The sequence below is a fragment of the Micromonospora sp. WMMD735 genome (genome assembly GCF_049178995.1).
GTDB classification, from domain to species: domain Bacteria; phylum Actinomycetota; class Actinomycetes; order Mycobacteriales; family Micromonosporaceae; genus Micromonospora; species Micromonospora wenchangensis.
This window is the reverse complement of sequence record NZ_JBMHMJ010000002.1, coordinates 5,362,571-5,379,114: the sequence shown is the minus strand read 5'-3', so window position 1 is coordinate 5,379,114 and position 16,544 is coordinate 5,362,571. Positions and strand designations below refer to the sequence as shown.

General features: G+C 74.4%; 15 protein-coding genes. 12 read left to right on the top strand and 3 right to left on the bottom strand.

Annotated features, from left to right (window positions below; translation table 11 throughout):
- Positions 1-432 precede the first annotated feature (432 nt).
- The 8 genes from ACN268_RS23405 (at position 433) to ACN268_RS23370 (ending at position 9,063) form a co-directional block, all read left to right on the top strand.
- Complete coding sequence (locus tag ACN268_RS23405; RefSeq protein WP_421485015.1) at positions 433-984, top strand: SRPBCC family protein; 552 nt, start codon at positions 433-435, stop codon at positions 982-984.
- 2 nt (positions 985-986) lie between these two features.
- Entirely contained in the window at positions 987-2,552 is a 1,566-nt protein-coding gene (locus ACN268_RS23400; RefSeq protein WP_421485014.1) for an AMP-binding protein, read from the top strand.
- Positions 2,549-3,322: a 2,3-dihydro-2,3-dihydroxybenzoate dehydrogenase gene (locus ACN268_RS23395; RefSeq protein WP_421485013.1), complete on the top strand. Its 774-nt coding sequence runs from the start codon at positions 2,549-2,551 to the stop codon at positions 3,320-3,322. Before ACN268_RS23400 ends, ACN268_RS23395 begins: the two co-directional genes overlap by 4 nt.
- 20 nt (positions 3,323-3,342) lie before the next feature.
- Positions 3,343-3,990 carry an isochorismatase family protein gene (locus ACN268_RS23390; RefSeq protein ID WP_421485012.1) on the top strand — a complete coding sequence of 216 codons (648 nt, stop codon included), beginning with the start codon at positions 3,343-3,345 and terminating at the stop codon, positions 3,988-3,990.
- A 93-nt stretch (positions 3,991-4,083) separates the two neighbouring features.
- Positions 4,084-6,051 (top strand): chorismate-binding protein, encoded by a 1,968-nt coding sequence (locus ACN268_RS23385; RefSeq protein WP_421485011.1) that lies wholly within the window; start codon positions 4,084-4,086, stop codon positions 6,049-6,051.
- A gap of 29 nt (positions 6,052-6,080) precedes the next feature.
- Positions 6,081-6,554, top strand: coding sequence for an RrF2 family transcriptional regulator (locus ACN268_RS23380; protein WP_357925226.1), 474 nt, complete (start codon positions 6,081-6,083; stop codon positions 6,552-6,554).
- 218 nt (positions 6,555-6,772) lie between these two features.
- Complete coding sequence (locus ACN268_RS23375) at positions 6,773-7,999, top strand: MFS transporter (protein WP_421485010.1); 1,227 nt, start codon at positions 6,773-6,775, stop codon at positions 7,997-7,999.
- Positions 7,996-9,063: an NADPH:quinone reductase gene (locus ACN268_RS23370; protein ID WP_421485009.1), complete on the top strand. Its 1,068-nt coding sequence runs from the start codon at positions 7,996-7,998 to the stop codon at positions 9,061-9,063. Before ACN268_RS23375 ends, ACN268_RS23370 begins: the two co-directional genes overlap by 4 nt.
- A gap of 74 nt (positions 9,064-9,137) precedes the next feature.
- On the opposite strand, the gene ACN268_RS23365 is transcribed toward ACN268_RS23370, so the two are convergent.
- Positions 9,138-9,920 carry an SAM-dependent methyltransferase gene (locus ACN268_RS23365; protein WP_421485008.1) on the bottom strand — a complete coding sequence of 261 codons (783 nt, stop codon included), beginning with the start codon at positions 9,918-9,920 and terminating at the stop codon, positions 9,138-9,140.
- A gap of 186 nt (positions 9,921-10,106) precedes the next feature.
- Here ACN268_RS23365 and ACN268_RS23360 point away from each other — a divergent pair, with 186 nt between their 5' ends.
- Positions 10,107-10,592 (top strand): hypothetical protein, encoded by a 486-nt coding sequence (locus ACN268_RS23360; protein ID WP_421485007.1) that lies wholly within the window; start codon positions 10,107-10,109, stop codon positions 10,590-10,592.
- On the opposite strand, the gene ACN268_RS23355 is transcribed toward ACN268_RS23360, so the two are convergent.
- Positions 10,557-12,902: a glycoside hydrolase family 65 protein gene (locus ACN268_RS23355; RefSeq protein WP_421486974.1), complete on the bottom strand. Its 2,346-nt coding sequence runs from the start codon at positions 12,900-12,902 to the stop codon at positions 10,557-10,559. The genes ACN268_RS23360 and ACN268_RS23355 overlap by 36 nt on opposite strands.
- A gap of 174 nt (positions 12,903-13,076) precedes the next feature.
- Here ACN268_RS23355 and ACN268_RS23350 point away from each other — a divergent pair, with 174 nt between their 5' ends.
- Positions 13,077-13,700 (top strand): phosphatase PAP2 family protein, encoded by a 624-nt coding sequence (locus ACN268_RS23350; protein ID WP_421485006.1) that lies wholly within the window; start codon positions 13,077-13,079, stop codon positions 13,698-13,700.
- Between the two features lie 6 nt (positions 13,701-13,706).
- Here the strand turns inward: ACN268_RS23350 and ACN268_RS23345 are convergent, their stop codons facing one another.
- On the bottom strand, positions 13,707-14,408 hold the full coding sequence (locus tag ACN268_RS23345; protein WP_421486973.1) for a prepilin peptidase: 702 nt from the start codon (positions 14,406-14,408) through the stop codon (positions 13,707-13,709).
- A 559-nt stretch (positions 14,409-14,967) separates the two neighbouring features.
- Here ACN268_RS23345 and ACN268_RS23340 point away from each other — a divergent pair.
- Entirely contained in the window at positions 14,968-15,528 is a 561-nt protein-coding gene (locus ACN268_RS23340; RefSeq protein WP_421485005.1) for a hypothetical protein, read from the top strand.
- Positions 15,522-16,517, top strand: coding sequence for a hypothetical protein (locus ACN268_RS23335; protein ID WP_421485004.1), 996 nt, complete (start codon positions 15,522-15,524; stop codon positions 16,515-16,517). Before ACN268_RS23340 ends, ACN268_RS23335 begins: the two co-directional genes overlap by 7 nt.
- Positions 16,518-16,544: the final 27 nt, after the last annotated feature.

Sequence of the window (16,544 nt, the reverse complement as noted above, 5' to 3'; positions counted from 1 at the left end):
CGGGTGGGCCGGATCGCCGATCCGACACGTGTTCGGTTCGACCGGAGACACCCGAACGAACCGGGAAACCGCCTCCGCAGATCATCGTTCCCGAATCGCGGGACACTTGAACAGGTCAATTGATGACTGCGGGTCACGGACGAGGCCCTGCCGGTGGCCAGGGAATAGATAAGGCGCGATGGGCTTCGACACTCGGTGACGAGCCGACCCGGGGCGAAGAGATGCATTGCACGGCCCCCGCAACCGACCTATGGTCTACCCGCACGCCTGATCGACAGTGATCATTGCGGCACTCATAGTCACCGGCGCCGCCGCGTCACGGGGGTTCCCCGCACCGCGCGTAGCCGACGAACATCCGGTCGTCGTCGACCGTCCCCCGTGCCGTCGCCGCCAATGCGCGGTGACCCGGCACGCCCTCGGAAGGAGGTTTCCGTGGCGAGTGCGAAAGGCCAACGCGAATTGTTCGCGGTACACGGCGAAATCGAGGTGAACGCCACCGGTCAGCACATCTACGAAGTGGTCAGCGACCTGGCGGGCAGCGGTCGGTGGAGCCCGGAGTGCCGGGGCGGGAAATGGATCTCCGGCACTCCCGGCACGGTCGGTGCGGTGTTCCGGGGCGACAACGTGCGCAGCGACGACGTGGTGCCCTGGGCACCGGTGGTCCGGGGCGAGTGGCAGACCACCGCCGAGGTGGTACGCGCCGAACCCGGTCGGGAGTTCGCCTGGGCGATGCGCAACAGCGCCGGTGAACGACAGGAGAGCGTCTGGTCGTACGAGATCGGCGCCGCCCCGGGCGGCAGCCTGCTCGTCCACCGGTTCCGGATGGGCGAGGCGACCGAGGGCATCCGGGGCATCACCGCCGACCTCGACGCCGAGGCCACCGAGCGGTTCTTCACCCAGTGGACCGAGAAGCTGCGCGGCGACATCGAGCTGACCCTCGCGCGGCTGAAGACCTACCTCGAACAGCCCTCCGGAGGACAGTAGCCATGCTGCTGCAACGCGTCGCCAACCAGGGAATCCGACTCGGCACGGTGTTCGACCGGGCACTCGCCCGGCACCCCGCCAACCTGCTCATCCTCGACCACGACCTGGACGTCGCCCCGGAACTCGGCCGCCGGATCGCGATGGCCGAACTCGCGGACCTCGTCGACGACCTCGCCTCCCGGCTGTGGGCGGCACGCATCCGCCCCGGCGACCGGGTGGTCGTCTACAAGTCGGACGGGTTCGACATCCCGCTGCTCGCCGTCGCCATCGCCCGCATCGGCGCGGTACCGGTGCTGCTCTCCCCCAAGCTGGACGGTGCGACCGTCGCCGAGCTGCTGCGCCGGGCCGCCCCGGCGTACCTGCTCACCGACGGGACGAAGCTGACCGGCAGCCTGCCCGAGGGCGTCGGGGAGCTGGCCGACGGGGTGCTGCTCGCCGCCGGCAGCCACCCGGCGGGCACCGCGCTGGCCGAGCTGGCCGGCGCACCCCGGGTCGCGCCGGTGACCATGCCCGCCGACCACCCGTCGCTGGTCACCCACACCTCCGGCACCACCGGCATCCCCAAGATGGCGGTGCACACCGGCCGGTCGCTCCAGGCCCGGTACCGGCCGCAGGCCACCATCGCCGCGCTGGTCCGCCGCCGGGAACCGCTGCTGCTGCACGTGTCGTTCGTGCACTCCCGGGCGATCAGCGCGATGACGCTGGCGCTGTCGCGCGGCGTACCGCTGATCGTGCTCGCCGACGACGACCCGGCCCGCGCCGCCGAACTGCTCACCCGGTTCCGGCCCGGCGTGATCGAGGCGCACCCCAACTCGTTCCTGCGCTGGGAGGAACTGGCCGACGACCCGCGCCGGCCGCTGGCCAGCGTCCGCTACTTCAGCAGCACGTTCGACGCCATCCACCCGCGCACCATCCGCCGGATGCTCGCCGCCTCCGAGCACCGCAACCCCAAGTTCGCCCAGCTCTACGGCCAGAGCGAGACCGGCCCGGTGGTCGGTCGGACGTACAGCAGGCGGTGGGAGCCGGAGCACGACGGGCGCTGCGTCGGCGTGCCGTTCCCCGGCATGACCGACATCCGGGTGGTGTCGATCGACGGCCGGCCCCCGACCCGGGAGTCGCCGGGTCGGATCGAGGCCCGCAGCGACGGACGGGCGGTCACCTTCCTCGGCGAGCCGGAACGCTACGCGGCCCAGGTCGACGGTGGCTGGTGGAACATGGGCGACGTCGGCTACCGCACCCGGTGGGGCTGCCTGCACCTGCTCGACCGCGAGGTCGACGTGGTGCCCGGCTTCGGCAGCACCCTGGTCGCCGAGGACCACCTGCTGGCCCGGATGAGCGACCTCACCGAGGTGATCATCGTGGGCACCGAGGGCCGGCCGGTGCCGGTGGTGTGCACGCGCGACGACAAACCCCTCGACCTCGACGCCTGGCAGGCGGCGGCCCGGGGGTTGCCGCCGATGGCCGACCCGGTGCACCGCCGGCTGGCCGACCTGCCGCACACCGCCACCACCAAGATCAAGCGGCTGGAGCTGGCCCGGGCGCTCGTCGCCGAAGGTGTCGGTCGGTGAGCACCGTCGGCACGGCCCTGGTCACCGGCGCGGCCGGCGGGATCGGCGCCGAGGTGGCACGGGCGCTGGCCCGGCGCGGCACCCCGGTCGCCGCCGTCGACAGCGACGCCGACCGGCTGCGGGCCACCGTGGACGAGGCCCGTTCCGCCGGGCTGCCGCTGACCGCGTACCCGGCCGACGTCCGCTCGGGTGCGGCGGTACGCGACCTGGTGGACACCGTCGAAGGGACGCTCGGACCGATCGACGCGCTGGTCAACGCCGCCGGGGTGCTGCGCTCGGGCGAGGCCCGCACGCTGACCGAGGAGGACTGGCAGCACACCTTCGCGGTCAACGCGACAGGGGTGTTCCACACCTGCCGGGCGGTGGCCGACCGGATGGTGCCCCGACGGCGCGGCACCATCGTCACCGTCGCCTCCAACGCCGCCGGCACCGCCCGCGCCGGCATGTCGGCGTACGGGGCGTCCAAGGCGGCGGCCACCGCGTTCACCAAGGCGCTCGGGCTGGAACTCGCCAGGTACGGCATCCGGTGCAACGTGGTGGCCCCCGGCTCCACCGACACCCCGATGCTGGCCGCGCTGCTGCCCGACGACGCCGCCCGGCGCTCCACCATCGGCGGGGTGCCGGAGGCGTACCGGGTGGGCATTCCGCTCGGCCGGATCGCCGACCCGGCCGACATCGCCGCCGCCGTGCTGTTCCTCATCTCCGACGACGCCCGGCACATCACCATGCAGCACCTGACCGTCGACGGCGGCGCCACGCTCGGCGTCTGAACCCGACCGAGGAGGCAACCGTGGGCATCCCGGACACCATCCGGTACGACCTGCCCGACCTGCCCGGCAACACCGTCGGCTGGGTGCCCGACCCGGCCCGCGCGGTGCTGCTCGTCCACGACATGCAGGGCTACTTCCTGCGTCCGTTCCCGCCCGACGCGCAGCCGGGCCGGGCCCTACGGCACAACGCGGCCCGGCTGCGGGCCCGCTGCGCCGAGCTGGGGGTGCCGGTGGCGTACACCGCGCAGCCGGGCTCGATGACCCCGCTGCAGCGGGGCCTGCTCGCCGACTTCTGGGGGCCGGGGATGACCGCCGAGCCGCAGCAGCGCCGGGTCGACCCGGCGCTGGCCCCCGCCGTCGGGGACTGGGTGTTCACCAAGTGGCGCTACAGCGCGTTCCACCGCACCGACCTGCTGGACCGCATCCGCGCCGCCGGCCGTGACCAGCTCGTCGTCTGCGGCGTGTACGCGCACGTCGGCGTTCTGGCCACCGCCTGCGACGCGTTCTCGCACGACATCGAGACGTTCGTCGCCGCCGACGCGGTGGCCGACTTCACCGCCGACGACCACCGGATGGCCCTGACCTACGCGGCGAACCGGTGCGCCGTGGTCGCCGACACCGACACCCTGCTCGCCGCGCTGTCCGTCACCACCGCCGCCCACGCCTGAGCACGGGCCGGGTCGCAACCACCGTCGCATGCCCGGCCGGCCGGAACCTGTACCGGCCGGTCGGGCACCCACCACCACGAGAGGAGGCGGCCGATGTCCACGCAGCACCGACCACCGTCGTCCGACCCGGTCACGCTGCCACCCGCCGACCGGGCCGGGTGTCATGGACCGTTCGCCCTGCTGCACCGGCCGTACGCGCACGAGTACGGCTGGGTCGACGTGCTCGCCGGGCCGGTCGCCCCGGTCGACCGGCTGGCCGACCTGCCCCTGCCCGACCCCGCCGGTTCCCCGGCCGGCGAGGACCTGCTGGTGCTGATCCCCTACCGGCAGCTCGCCGAGCGGGGGTTCGACGCCCCCGACGACGGCACCCCGCTGCTGGCGATGCGGGTCGAGCAGCAGGAGGTGCTGCCGCTGGCCGAGGTGCTGCGCCGCATCCCCGACGGCGAGATCCCGGTCGGCCCCGGCGACTACGACCTGTCCGACGCCGCGTACGCCGGGCTGGTGCGTGCGGTGCTCGACGCCGAGATCGGCAGCGGCCAGGGGGCCAACTTCGTCCTCAAGCGCACCTGGATCGCCGACCTGAGCGGGGACCCGTTGACCGCCGCGCTGCGGTTGTTCCGTCGGCTGCTCGCGGCGGAGAACGGCGCGTACTGGACGTTCCTGGTGCACACCGGTGACCGGACGCTGGTCGGGGCGAGCCCGGAACGGCACGTCAGCCTGACCGACGGCCGGGCGGTGATGAACCCGATCAGCGGCACCTACCGCTACCCGGAGTCCGGGCCGACCCTGCCCGGCGTGCTCGACTTCCTCGCCACCTCCAAGGAGACGGCCGAGTTGTTCATGGTCGTCGACGAGGAACTGAAGATGATGGCCCGGATCTGCCCGGACGGCGCCCGGGTCCGGGGGCCGTACCTGCGGGAGATGACCCGGCTCGCGCACACCGAGTACCTGGTCGAGGGGGACACCGACGCGGACGTGCGGGACGTGCTGCGGGAGACGATGTTCGCCCCGACGGTGGTCGGCAGCCCGTTGCAGAACGCGACCCGGGTGATCGGCCGGTACGAGCCGACGGGCCGCGCCTACTACAGCGGCGCGCTGGCCCTGATCGGCCACGACCGGGACGGCCGCCGGACGTTGGACTCGACGATCGTGATCCGTACCGCCGACATCGACTCCGGTGGCCGGCTGCGCCTGTCGGTCGGTGCGACGCTGGTGCGCGACTCGGACCCGGTGGCGGAGGCGGCGGAGACCCGGGCGAAGGCCGCCGGCCTGCTGACCGCCCTGCACGCCCAACCGCTCGGCCGGCTGGCCGGGCATCCGGGGGTGCGGCGGGCGCTGCGGCGACGCAACGAGCGGGTCGGCCGGTTCTGGTTGGCCTCCGACCAGCCCGGCACCGAGGGCCCGCACCGGGCCGGCGACGCCGATCCGCTGTTCGACGGCCGGCGGGTGCTGGTGGTCGACGCCGAGGACACCTTCGCCGTCATGCTCGGCCAGCAACTGCGCTCGCTGGGGTTGGACGTGACGGTGTGCCGGCACGACGAGCCGTTCACCGTCGACGGGTACGACCTGGTGGTGCTGGGGCCCGGTCCGGGTGACCCGTGCGACGGTGCCGATGCGAGGGTGCGGCTGCTGCGGGAGACCATCGGCACGTTGCTGGCCGGTCGCCGCCCGTTCCTCGCCGTGTGCCTGAGCCACCAGGTGCTGTGCGACCTGCTGGGCATCCCGCTGCACCGGCTGCCGGTGCCCAACCAGGGGGTGCAGAAGGAGATCCGGTTGTTCGGCGTGCGGCACCGGGTCGCCTTCTACAACACCTTCACCGGACGCTGTCCCACCTCGCTGCTGCCGGCGGGGCGGCACGCCGGGACGGTGCAGGTGAGCCGGGACCCGGCGACCGGCGACGTGTACGCGTTGCGGGCGGCCGGGTTCGCGTCGGTGCAGTTCCATCCGGAGTCGATCCTGACCGAGGACGGGGTGGGCATCCTGCGGGAACTGCTGCGGGTCCTGCCGCTGCCGGGCGCGGCGCGGATGCTCTCGGCCGTCGGCGTCGACTCCCGAAGCTAACCAGGACGTGTACTATCCAGGTTATGCGGATGAGCGAGCAGGTCGAGTGGGGGTTGCACTGCTGCCTCACCCTCGCCTGGATCGGCGGCGAACACCCGATGCCCGCCGTCCGGCTCGCCGAGTGGTTCGAGCTGCCTCCGGCCTACCTCACCAAGTGCCTCCAAGCCCTGACCAGGGCCGGCATCCTCCAGTCGGTGCCCGGTGCGCGCGGCGGGTTCCGGCTCGCCCGCCAACCGGCGGACGTGACGGTGATGGACGTGACGGTGGCGATCGAGGGGGCCGACAACCCGTTCCGGTGCACCGAGATCCGCCAGCGCGGCGCGGGGGTCGACCCCTCCGCGCCGGAGTTCCGCACCCCGTGCGCCATCAGCACCGTCATGCACCGCGCCGACCTGGCCTGGCGACGCGAGCTGGCCGGCCACACCCTGGCCGACCTGCTCGCCTCGGCACCGCCGGAGGCGGCCGAACGCACCCGTCGCCGCTACGCGCTGCTGCGCGGCTGACGCCCCGCCCGTCACCGCCGCGACCGCCGACCGACCGTCGGCCCGCGCACCCGCCGACCACCGGTCCACCCGCGACCGGCCGGGGCCATCCGCGACCGCAGCACCGGCCGCCGGGCCGGACGGACCCCCGCCGTCGGCCCGGTGGTCGTCCACACCCGAATCCCGTGCCCGGCGCGCTCCGCCGCGCCGCCGCATGCCGTCCCGTATCCGGAGACCCCATGTCCCACCTGCACACCCGCACCGGCCCGGAGCCGGCCACCACCGCCGGGCCCGGTCGGGGCCTGCGCTTCACCCTGATCCTCGCGGCCGGCACCTTCGCCGTCGGCACCGACGCGTTCGTGGTCGCCGGGCTGCTCCCCGACATGGCCGCCGCGCTGCACGTCTCCACCGCCGCCGCCGGGCAGTCCGTGACGGTCTTCTCCATCTCGTACGCGGTCCTGGCCCCGGTGCTGTCCACCCTGACCGCCCGGCTACCGCGCCGTACGCTGCTCGTCACCGCGCTGCTGGTGCTCGCCGCCGGCAACCTGGTCTCGGCCGCCGCCGACACGCTGCCGGTGCTGATCGTCGGCCGGATCGTCGCCGCCGCCGGTGCCGCCGCGTACACCCCGAACGCGGGTGCGGCGGGTGCCTCCCTGGTGTCACCGGCGCTACGCGGGCGGGCGCTCGCGGTGGTGATCGGCGGGCTCACCGTCGCCACCGCGCTGGGCGTCCCGCTGGGTGGGCTGACCGGCCAGTGGCTCGGCTGGCGGGCGGCGCTCGTCGCGGTGGCCCTGCTCGCGCTGGCCGTGGCGGTGGCCGTCCGGCTGGTGATGCCCGCGCTGCCCGGCGCGGCGGCGGTGCCGCTGCGCGACCGGTTGACCGCGCTGCGCCGGCCGGGCGTGCTCGCCGTGCTGCCGCTCACCGTGATCGGCATGGCCGCCGCCTACACGGTGTACGCCTTCGCGGTGCCCACCCTCGGCGCGCTCGGCGTCGGTGCCTACCAGGTCAACCTGATGCTGCTGGTCTACGGGGCGGGTGCGGTCGCCGGCAACGTCGCCTCCGGCTACGCCACCGACCGGTGGGCCGCGGTGCCGGTGCTGGTGGTGGGCTACGCCGCGATGGTCGTCGCACTGGGCGTGCTCGGCGCGCTCAGCACCGCCGGTTCCGCGCCGGTCCTCCTGGTCGGACTGCTCGTCGGCGTGTGGGGTGCGGCGAGCTGGTGTCAGACCCCGGCGCAGCAGCACCGCCTGATCGCCGCCGCGCCGCAGCAGGCCCCGCTGGTGGTGTCGCTGAACTCGTCGGCCATCTACATCGGCATCGGCCTCGGCACCACCGTCGGCGGGGCGACCCTCACCTCCGGCGTGCCCACCATGTACGCCCTCGGCGCGGCCGGGGCGGTGCTGGCCCTGCTGGTGCTCCACCTCGGACGGCGGATCACCGGGCGTACCCCGGCGGTGACGTCGTGACCGGCCGGGTCCCCGCCGCCCGGCCGACACCGGGTGCGGGCAGGTCGGCCCCGCCGGCACCCCGGTCCGGCGCGACGGACACCACGACCGCCGCGTACGTGGACCGCACCGGGCCCGCCGGGACGATCCGGGTCGGCCCGCTGCCCGCGCCCGAACCGATGCCGACCGAGGTGCTGGTCAGGGTCGAGGCGAGCCCGGTGAACCGGGTGGACACCTTCGTCCGGTCCGGCGCGTTCCGCACCCCGCTGACCTTCCCGTTCGTCATCGGCCGGGACCTGGCCGGCACGGTGCTGCGGGTCGGCGCGGCCGTCACCGGTTTCGCGCCGGGGGACCGGGTGTGGTGCAACAGCATGGGTCACGCCGGCCGACCCGGTGCCGCCGCCGGGCGGGTGGCGGTGCCCGCCGACCGGCTCTACCCGGTGCCCGCCGGGGTGGACCCGTTGGCCGCGGTGGCGGTGGCGCACCCGGCGGCCACCGCCTACCTCGCCCTGGTCACCCACGCCCGGGTCCGGCCGGGTGAGACGGTGCTGGTGATCGGCGCGGGCGGCAATGTGGGCAGCGCCGCGGTCACCCTGGCCCGCGCCGCCGGAGCCCGGGTGGTGGCCACCGCGCACCCCCGCGACGCCGACCACTGCGCCGGCCTCGGCGCGGAGCCGGTGGTCGACTACCGGGACGCCGACTGGGCCGCCCAGGTCCGCCGGGCCTGCCCGTCCGGGGTGGACGTGGTGCTCGACGCCGCCGGGGTCAACGACCTGACCAGCACCGTCGGCCTGCTCGCCCCCCGGGGCCGGGTGCTGGTGCTGGCCGGCCTGGGCACCACCCCGACGCTGCCCGCCGGTGAGCTGTACCTGCGTGACGGCGCGGTGCTGGGCTTCGTGATCTCGCACGCCACCGTCGCCGAGCTGGCCGACGCGGCGCGGGCGATCAACGCGTTGCTGGCCGACGGCCGGCTGCGGGCCCGCACCGTCGAGACGCTCCCGCTGGCCGCCGCCGCCGAGGCGCACCGCCGCGCCGAGGACGGCCTGCACGGGGTACGCACCCTCCTGCTACCCACCCCACCCTGACCGTCGCCGGGCGGGCGGATCGGGTCGGCCGGTCGGCGACGGTGGGGTCTCGCGGGGCCGGCCCGGGACGGTGGTCAGCGGCGCAGGCCCATCCCGGCGTAGCCGTGGGAGATCCGCTCCCGGGGTTCCCCGTCGGGTCGCCACTCGGCCACCCGGACCAGCCCCGGATCGACCAGGTCGTAGCCGTCGAAGAAGCGCAGCACGTCGGCGTGCGGGCGGGGCACCAGCGGAGCGCTGCTGCGTTGGTAGACCGCCTGCCCCTGCCGGGTGGGTAGCGGCGGGGCCCCGTCGGTGGTGAGGTGGGAGACCACCAGCGGGCTACCGGGGACGGTCGCGTCGCGCAGCCGGGCGACGGCGTCCCACGGCTGCTCGGCGTCGGTGACGAAGTGCAGCACCGCCACCAGCAGCACGGCCACCGGGCGGTCGAAGTCGATCGCCGCCCGCACGTCGGGGTGGGCCAGCAGTTCGTCCGGCCGGCGCAGGTCGCCGTGGACGACGGTGGTCCGCCCGTCGGCCGGCAGCAGCCGTCGGGCGTGCGTGACGGCGACCTCGTCGTAGTCGACGTAGACCACCGTCGAGTCGGGGGCGACCTGACGGACGATCTCGTGCACGTTGCCCTGGGTGGGCAGCCCGGCACCGATGTCAAGGAACTGGCGTACGCCCAGCTCGGCGGCGTGCCGGACGGCCCGGCGCAGGAAGTGCCGGTTGGCCTGGGCGGCGATCCCGGTGTCCGGGAAGATCCGCAGGATCTGCTCGGCGGCGGCCCGGTCGGCGGCGAAGTTGTGGCACCCGCCGAGGTAGTAGTCGTACATCCGGGCCACGTTCGGTCCCAGCTCGGCATCGGTCGGCGCGGTCACCGGCCCTCTCCCTCCACTCGCGTCGTCGCTGCGGGACGACCCACCGCCGGGCGGCGGGCACCCCGCGCCCTGATGTCTAGCACCCGGGGCGACGACATGTTGACCCCCCGTGTCGGCGAGCCGGCAGCACACGACCGTCACCTGCCGGTATGACGGTGACACCGACTGTCGGCGAGGAGGCATCCGATGAACACTGCCCGGGAGACCGTGGAGGTGGATCCGGCCCTGTTCCGGGCCGTGTACGACTCACCCGCCTCGCTGCCGGGGCGGCACCGCTGGACCACCCCGGAACACGACGTACGCCGGCTGGAGAAGCTGCTCGGGATGCCGGCGCAGAGCATCGGCGCGCCCCTGTGGGTCAGCGGCGACGAGCCGGACTGCCCCAAGTGCGGACGCCGGGCCACCTGGCTGGACATCGTCGCCTCGGCCCTCAAGGGGGTGCACGACCCGCTGATGATCGCCACCGTGATCCTCGGTGAACGCCGCTACGTCAACACCGAGATCCCGGACGCGATCGCCGGGGTGCACTGCCTCGACTGTCACACCCCGGTCACCGGCCTGCGCAGCTTCAAGTGCCACAACTGGGCGTACGCCTTCGAGGAGCTGGCGGTGGTGCGGGAGCGGATGCGGGGCGGGTCAGGCCCGGCGGGCGGGCCGCCGGCCGTGCGGTGACGGCGGTTCCGGCCCCGGGTCGGGCACCTGCGGCAGGGGCCGGGTGACCGCCGCCGCACCGGTGACCGTGACCGGCTCCCCGGCGTGCCGCAGGTCGACGGTCGTCTCCGGGTCGGCGTCGGGCAGCTCGTAGCGGGCCCCGTCGCGGGTCAGCGTGACCCGCAGCCGCTGCCCGTGCCAGCGCAGGTGGAAGGCGAGCCGGTCGATCCGGGCCGGCAGCCGGGGGTCGAACGACAGCACGCCGGTGTCGTCGCGCAGCCCGCCGAAGCCCTCCACCACCGCCGTCCACGCCCCGGCCAGCGCGGCCAGGTGCAGCCCGTCGCCGGTCTTGTCGCCGAGGTCGGCGAGGTCGTGCAGCGCCGCCTCGGCGAACAGGTCGTACGCCAGGTCGAGGTGGCCCAGTTCGGCGGCGAGCACCGCCTGGGAGCCGGCGGACAGCGACGAGTCGCGGACGGTGCGGGCCTGGTAGTAGGCGAAGTTGCGGGCCTTGGCCTCGGCGGTGAACTCCCCCGGGCAGCGCTGCATGGCGAGCACCAGGTCGGCCTGTTTGACCACCTGCCGCCGGTACAGCTCCAGGTAGGGGTAGTGCAGCAGCAGCGGGTAGTCGTCGTCGGTCATCGCCGCGAAGTCCCACTCGGGTTGCTCGGTGAAACCGGCCGCCTGCTGGTGCACCCCGCGCTTGCGGTCGTAGGGCAGGTGCACGGCGTCGGCGGCGGCCCGCCAGCCGGCGATCTCCGCCGGGTCGACGCCGAGCGCGGCGGCCCGCTCCGGGTGCCGTCCGGCGGCGTCGGCGGCGCCCCGCAGGTTGCGCCGGACCATCAGGTTGGTGAAGACGTTGTCGTCGACCAGTGCGGCGTACTCGTCGGGGCCGGTGATCCCGGTGACGTGGAACGCGCCGTCGTCGGACCAGTGGCCGTAGCCGGCCCACAGCCGGGCCGTCTCGACCAGCAGTTCCAGCCCGGTGTCGGCGAGGAACTCCTGGTCCCCGGTGACCGTGACGTAGCGCAGCACCGCGTCGGCGATGTCGGCGTTGACGTGCAGGGCGGCGGTGCCGGCGGGCCAGTAGCCGGAGCACTCCCGGCCGCCGATGGTCCGCCAGGGGAAGGTGGCCCCGGTGAGCCGCAGCTCGGCGGCCCGCTCCCGGGCCTGCGGCAGGTGGGCGTGCCGCCAGCGCAGCGCGCCCCGGGCCACCCCGGGCAGCAGGTACGTCAGCACCGGCAGCACGTAGCTCTCGGTGTCCCACAGCACGTGCCCGTCGTAGCCGTTGCCGGTGAGTCCCTTCGCCGCGATGGTCCGGTCGCCGTCGGTCCGGCCCGCCTGGAGCAGGTGGAACACCGAGAACCGGACGGCCTGCTGGAGTTCCGGGTCGCCGTCGATCTCCACGTCGGCGGTGCGCCACCGCTCGTCGAGCACGGCCCGCTGGTCGGCCAGGAGCGCGTCGAACCCGTGCCGGTGGGCGGCGTCGGCCTCGGCGGTGACCAGGTCGGCCAGCTCGTCGGGGGTGCCGCCGTCGACCGGGGCGCACTCGTACGCGGCGTACTTGGTCAGGCGGAGCCGCTGCCCGGGGGCGAGCCGTCCTTCGAGGGTCGTGCGCAGCCGGTCCGGGGTGTGGTCGTCGCCGTCGGCGAACCCCGCCGGCACGTCCGTCTCGTGGGTCACCGCGACGGCGACCCGCTGGGCGCTGCGGTCGGTGCGGTGCACCAGCACGCCCCGGTGGCCGTCGGGGCGGTGCAGTTCGGCGTCGAGCGGGTCGTGCACGATCGAGGCGGCCCGGGGGTCGTCGGCGCGTTCGGGCACCCGCTCGTTGGCGAGCACGTCCGAGCAGACCCGGATCTCGACCGGCCGGTCGTCGAGCGGTTCGACCTGGTAGTCGACGGCGGCGACGGCGTGCCGGGGCAGGGAGACCAGCCGGGTGCTGCGGACCCGTACCCCGTGCCCGGCCGGTGAGATCCACTCGGTGTGTCGGCGTACCACGCCGGCGCGCAGGTCGAGGGTGCGCTCGTGGGCGCGGACGGTGCCGGTGCGCAGGTCGAGGGGCTCGCCGGCCACCCAGAGCCGGATCAGGGCGGCGTTGGGCGCGCTGATCACGGTGTCGCTCTCCTGCGGGAAGGCGTACCCGTCCTCGGGGTAGCTCTGTCGCCGCCGTTCGTGGAACCCGTTGAGGTAGCTGCCCGGCATGCCGTAGGGCTGGCCCTCGTCGAGGGTGCCCCGCCAGCCCACCCACCCGTTGGACAGGGCGAAGACCGACTCGGTCTCGCCGAGCCGGTCCAGGTCGGTGGCGGTCCGCCGGATCTGCCAGGTCTCGTCCATCTGCACGGCGGGGAGGTACCCGGTGGTGGTGGGCGGCCAATCGCGGGGACCGCTGTGAACTCGCTGTGACGGGGGCGGGGATCCGCCCCGGCATCGCGCACCATGTGACCGGTCCACCCGGTTCCTGCACCTCGATGGGACTAAAAGAGGTATGACAGTTTGGTGAGGTGAGCAGTGATTCAAACGATTACCACAGACATTCCCGATATCAGCGAGGAGTGGTACCGCGACGTCGTCGACGTGGCCGATGCCGCCCCGGCCCCGGTGCAGTGGTTCGCGGTGCACTTCACCGAGGCAGTGATCCTGCTGCTCGGCCTGCTGGTGGTGGCCGTCGCCGTGCCCCGGCTGCGCCGACCCGACCCGTGGGGCCGGGCGCTCGCCCTGGTCGCGCCGGCCACCGTCGTCCTGGCGTACGGCTGCAGCGAACTGCTCAAGTCGCTGATCGACGAGGAGCGGCCCTGTCGGGGGGCGGTCACCATCCTGGCCGCACCGTGCCCGCCGACAGGCGACTGGTCCTTCCCCAGCAACCACGCCACGATCGCCGGGACGCTCGCCACCGCCGTGCTGCTGCTGTCCCCCCGGTGGGGTCTGCTGGCCGCCCCGTTGGCGCTGCTCGCCGCGTTCTCCCGGGTCTTCGTGGGCGTGCACTACCCGCACGACGTCCTCGCCGGCCTGCTGCTCGGCCTGGCGGTGACCCTGCTGGTGGGCCTCCCGGCGGCCCGGTTCCTCGCCGAGATGCTGCGCCGGCACTCCGGCCCGGCCACCCGGAAGGTCGACCAGGGTCAGCGGGTCGGCTGAGCGGGATCAGCCGGTCAGCAGGAGCGTCGCGCAGGTGCCGGCGACCAGGAACGGACCGAACGGCAGGTGGCTCGACCACCCGACCCGGCGGCTGGCCAGCAGCACCACCCCGACCAGCGCCGACAGCAGGAAGGTCAGCACCAGCCCGGTCACCACCGCACCCCACCCCTGCCAGCCGAGCAACGCCCCCACCCCGAGCGCCAGCTTGGCGTCGCCGAGGCCGAAGCCCCGCCGGCCGAGCAGCAGTGTGGTGGCGGCGAAGGCCAGGCCGAGCGCCACCCCGGCGGTCACCGCCCGCAGCCACGTCCCGGCACCCGCCCCGGTCGCCGCCGCCACCCCGAGCAACGTCCAGGTGCCGAGGGCGGCGGGCCAGGTGAGCCGGTCCGGCAGCCGGTGCACCGCCAGGTCCACCAGCACGAGCGGGACCGCGCAGCCGAGCCACCAGGCCAGCGCGGCCCGTTCGGCCACCGCGCCGTCGACCAGCGCCAGCACCGCCACGGCCACCACCAGCAGCGCCTCGACCGCGAACGGCGCGGCGCCGACCCGGCCCGCACAGACCGGGCAGCGGGCCGTCGGCCCGAGCGCCGGCAGCGGCCGGTCCAGCCCGACCGGCGCGCCGCAGCCGTCGCACCCGGCCCGGTCGGCCACCCCCGGGGGTACGGCGTACCGGGCGACCGCGAGCCGCAGCACCGGTACGACCGCCAGCATCCCGGCCAGCCGCCGGACGACAGACACGGAGCGTGACGTCCGGACGGGGTCGACGTAACGGTCCGATATCAGCTCGGCGTCCCCGGTGCAGACCTGAGCGCCCGCCGCCCCGTCGGGCGTTTCCGGGGCATCGACGGCTGCCTTCGGGGAGCGGATCGGACCGGCCCGTTCGACCCGTCCCCCATCCTCCGGCGACGCAGGCGGTTCGCCGATCGGGCCGACCCCTTCGGCGGGCACCGACCCGCGATCGGCGGGCACCGGTGACACCGGTCGGACTCCCTGGACATCGCCCACCTTCGGTCACTCCTGCCCATCACGGTGAGTGCTCGGATGAATTGCCTCTGTTGCATCGGCGCACGTCAGCCTATGCTCGCCCCTTGAGTACGACGCAACCCCGCGCAGCCGCGTCGGACGCCACAACCACCCATTCACACAAGATCCACACAGGTAAATGCCGCAGCACCCGGAATTGTCCGATCGACATCATCCCGGAGTACCGCCGCATGCCCGGAGGCCGCCACGACCGTCGCCACCGGGCGCCACCGAGGAGGGCACGGCAATGCGTACAGGGCGATCCCGCCACTGGACCAGCTGCCTGGTCGTCGTCGTGGTGGCCGCCCTCGCCGGCTGCGCCGACCCGCCGGAGACGACCTCCGCCCCCGCCACCCGGGCGGCCAGCGACGACCGTCCGCCCACCGAGGCGGAGCAGGCCGCCGAGCGGGCCGCGCTGGCCGCGTACGCCGGATATCTGGAAGCCTCCCGGGAGGCGAGCCGCAACAGCGATCCCCGCCATCCGAAGCTGACCCGGTTCCTGGGCGACCCGCTGCTCACCCGGGTCCGGGTGGCGATCGACGACGCCCGCCGACACGGCGCGGTCCGCACCGGGACCTTGACCTCGCAGCCCTCCGTCACCTCGGTCAGCCTCGACAGCGACCCGCCGACCGTGGAGATCCAGGACTGCCTGGACGCCACGGGTTACCGGCTGGTCTACCGCAAGGACAACCGGGTGGTGCCCGGCTCGGCCGGCACCCGGCACCTGGCGACCGCCACCGCGACCCGCTACCCGGACGGCCGCTGGCTGATCAATTCCGGTGCCGCCCATGAGGACCAGCCATGTTGACCCGGGAAGGAACGCCCGTGCCGACCCATTGCGCCGCCCTGCCCCCGGCCGGCCCCGAGCCCGCCGCTCCCCGTCTGCTCCGACCCGTCGGCGGCGTGCCCCGCCGGGTGCTCGCCGGCCTGCTGCTGGCCGTGCTGGTCGCCGTGGCCGCGCCACCCGCCCCGGTGCGGGCCGCCGGCCCGGGGGTGGAGTGCCCGCCGGGCCAGAACGACTGCAGCATCTGGGACGACGACCCGGGCACCCCCGGTGACCCGGGCGGTGGCACCGGGCCGGGCAGCCCGAACAGCCCCGGCGCGGCTCCGAAGTGCCAGTGGAACGGCAAGCCGCTGCCCTGCTACAACCCGAACCTCGGCTGGTTCGACAACTCCAGCGGCTGTTACTACAAGGTCGCCGAGCCACAGGAGGAGGCCCCCGAGGGTCAGGTGTGGTACGTCCAGACCTGCAACGGCGGTGACCTGGGCGCACAGTCGATGGTGCTGCTCGACGGGCCGCCGCCCGGGTTCGGCACCCCGCCCGACCCGGAGGAACTGGCCCGGCGGGCGCTCGCCTCGATCAGCCTCCTGCCGCCCCGCGCGTCGGTCGCCCCCCGGCGCAGCCTCGGCCCCGGCCTGGTCGGCCTGCCGGTCTGGATGTGGGCCAGCAGCGGCCGGAACTACTTCGGCCCGCTCCGCGCCTCGGCCAGCGACCGGGGCCTGACCGTGGAGATCACCGCGCAGGTCCAGCGGATCGTGTGGGACATGGGCAACGGTAAGAAGATCACCTGCCGCGGCCCCGGTACGCCCTACAAGGCGACCGGTCCGAACGCCGGCAAGAAGTCGCCGACCTGCGGCTACGACGGCTACCCCAGGGTCGGCAACTACCGGGTCAGCGCCACCACGTTCTGGAACGTGCACTGGGTCGGCGGTGGCCGCAGCGGCGACATCGCGCAGACCCGCACCAGCGGCGTCGTCGACATCCAGATCAAGGAACTCCAGGTGGTGACCCGATGAGCGCCCGTGCCGAGCTGATCTTGCGAG

Bases quoted from the DNA above. Each gene is read 5' to 3' on its own strand.
- ACN268_RS23380 (WP_357925226.1), top strand. From the start codon at position 6,081: ATGAGCGAGCAGGTCGAGTGGGGGTTGCACTGCTGCCTCACCCTCGCC.
- ACN268_RS23335 (WP_421485004.1), top strand. From the start codon at position 15,522: ATGTTGACCCGGGAAGGAACGCCCGTGCCGACCCATTGCGCCGCCCTG.
- ACN268_RS23340 (WP_421485005.1), top strand. From the start codon at position 14,968: ATGCGTACAGGGCGATCCCGCCACTGGACCAGCTGCCTGGTCGTCGTC.
- ACN268_RS23355 (WP_421486974.1), bottom strand. From the start codon at position 12,902: ATGGACGAGACCTGGCAGATCCGGCGGACCGCCACCGACCTGGACCGG.
- ACN268_RS23345 (WP_421486973.1), bottom strand. From the start codon at position 14,408: ATGCTGGCGGTCGTACCGGTGCTGCGGCTCGCGGTCGCCCGGTACGCC.
- ACN268_RS23385 (WP_421485011.1), top strand. From the start codon at position 4,084: ATGTCCACGCAGCACCGACCACCGTCGTCCGACCCGGTCACGCTGCCA.
- ACN268_RS23400 (WP_421485014.1), top strand. From the start codon at position 987: ATGCTGCTGCAACGCGTCGCCAACCAGGGAATCCGACTCGGCACGGTG.
- ACN268_RS23375 (WP_421485010.1), top strand. From the start codon at position 6,773: ATGTCCCACCTGCACACCCGCACCGGCCCGGAGCCGGCCACCACCGCC.
- ACN268_RS23360 (WP_421485007.1), top strand. From the start codon at position 10,107: ATGAACACTGCCCGGGAGACCGTGGAGGTGGATCCGGCCCTGTTCCGG.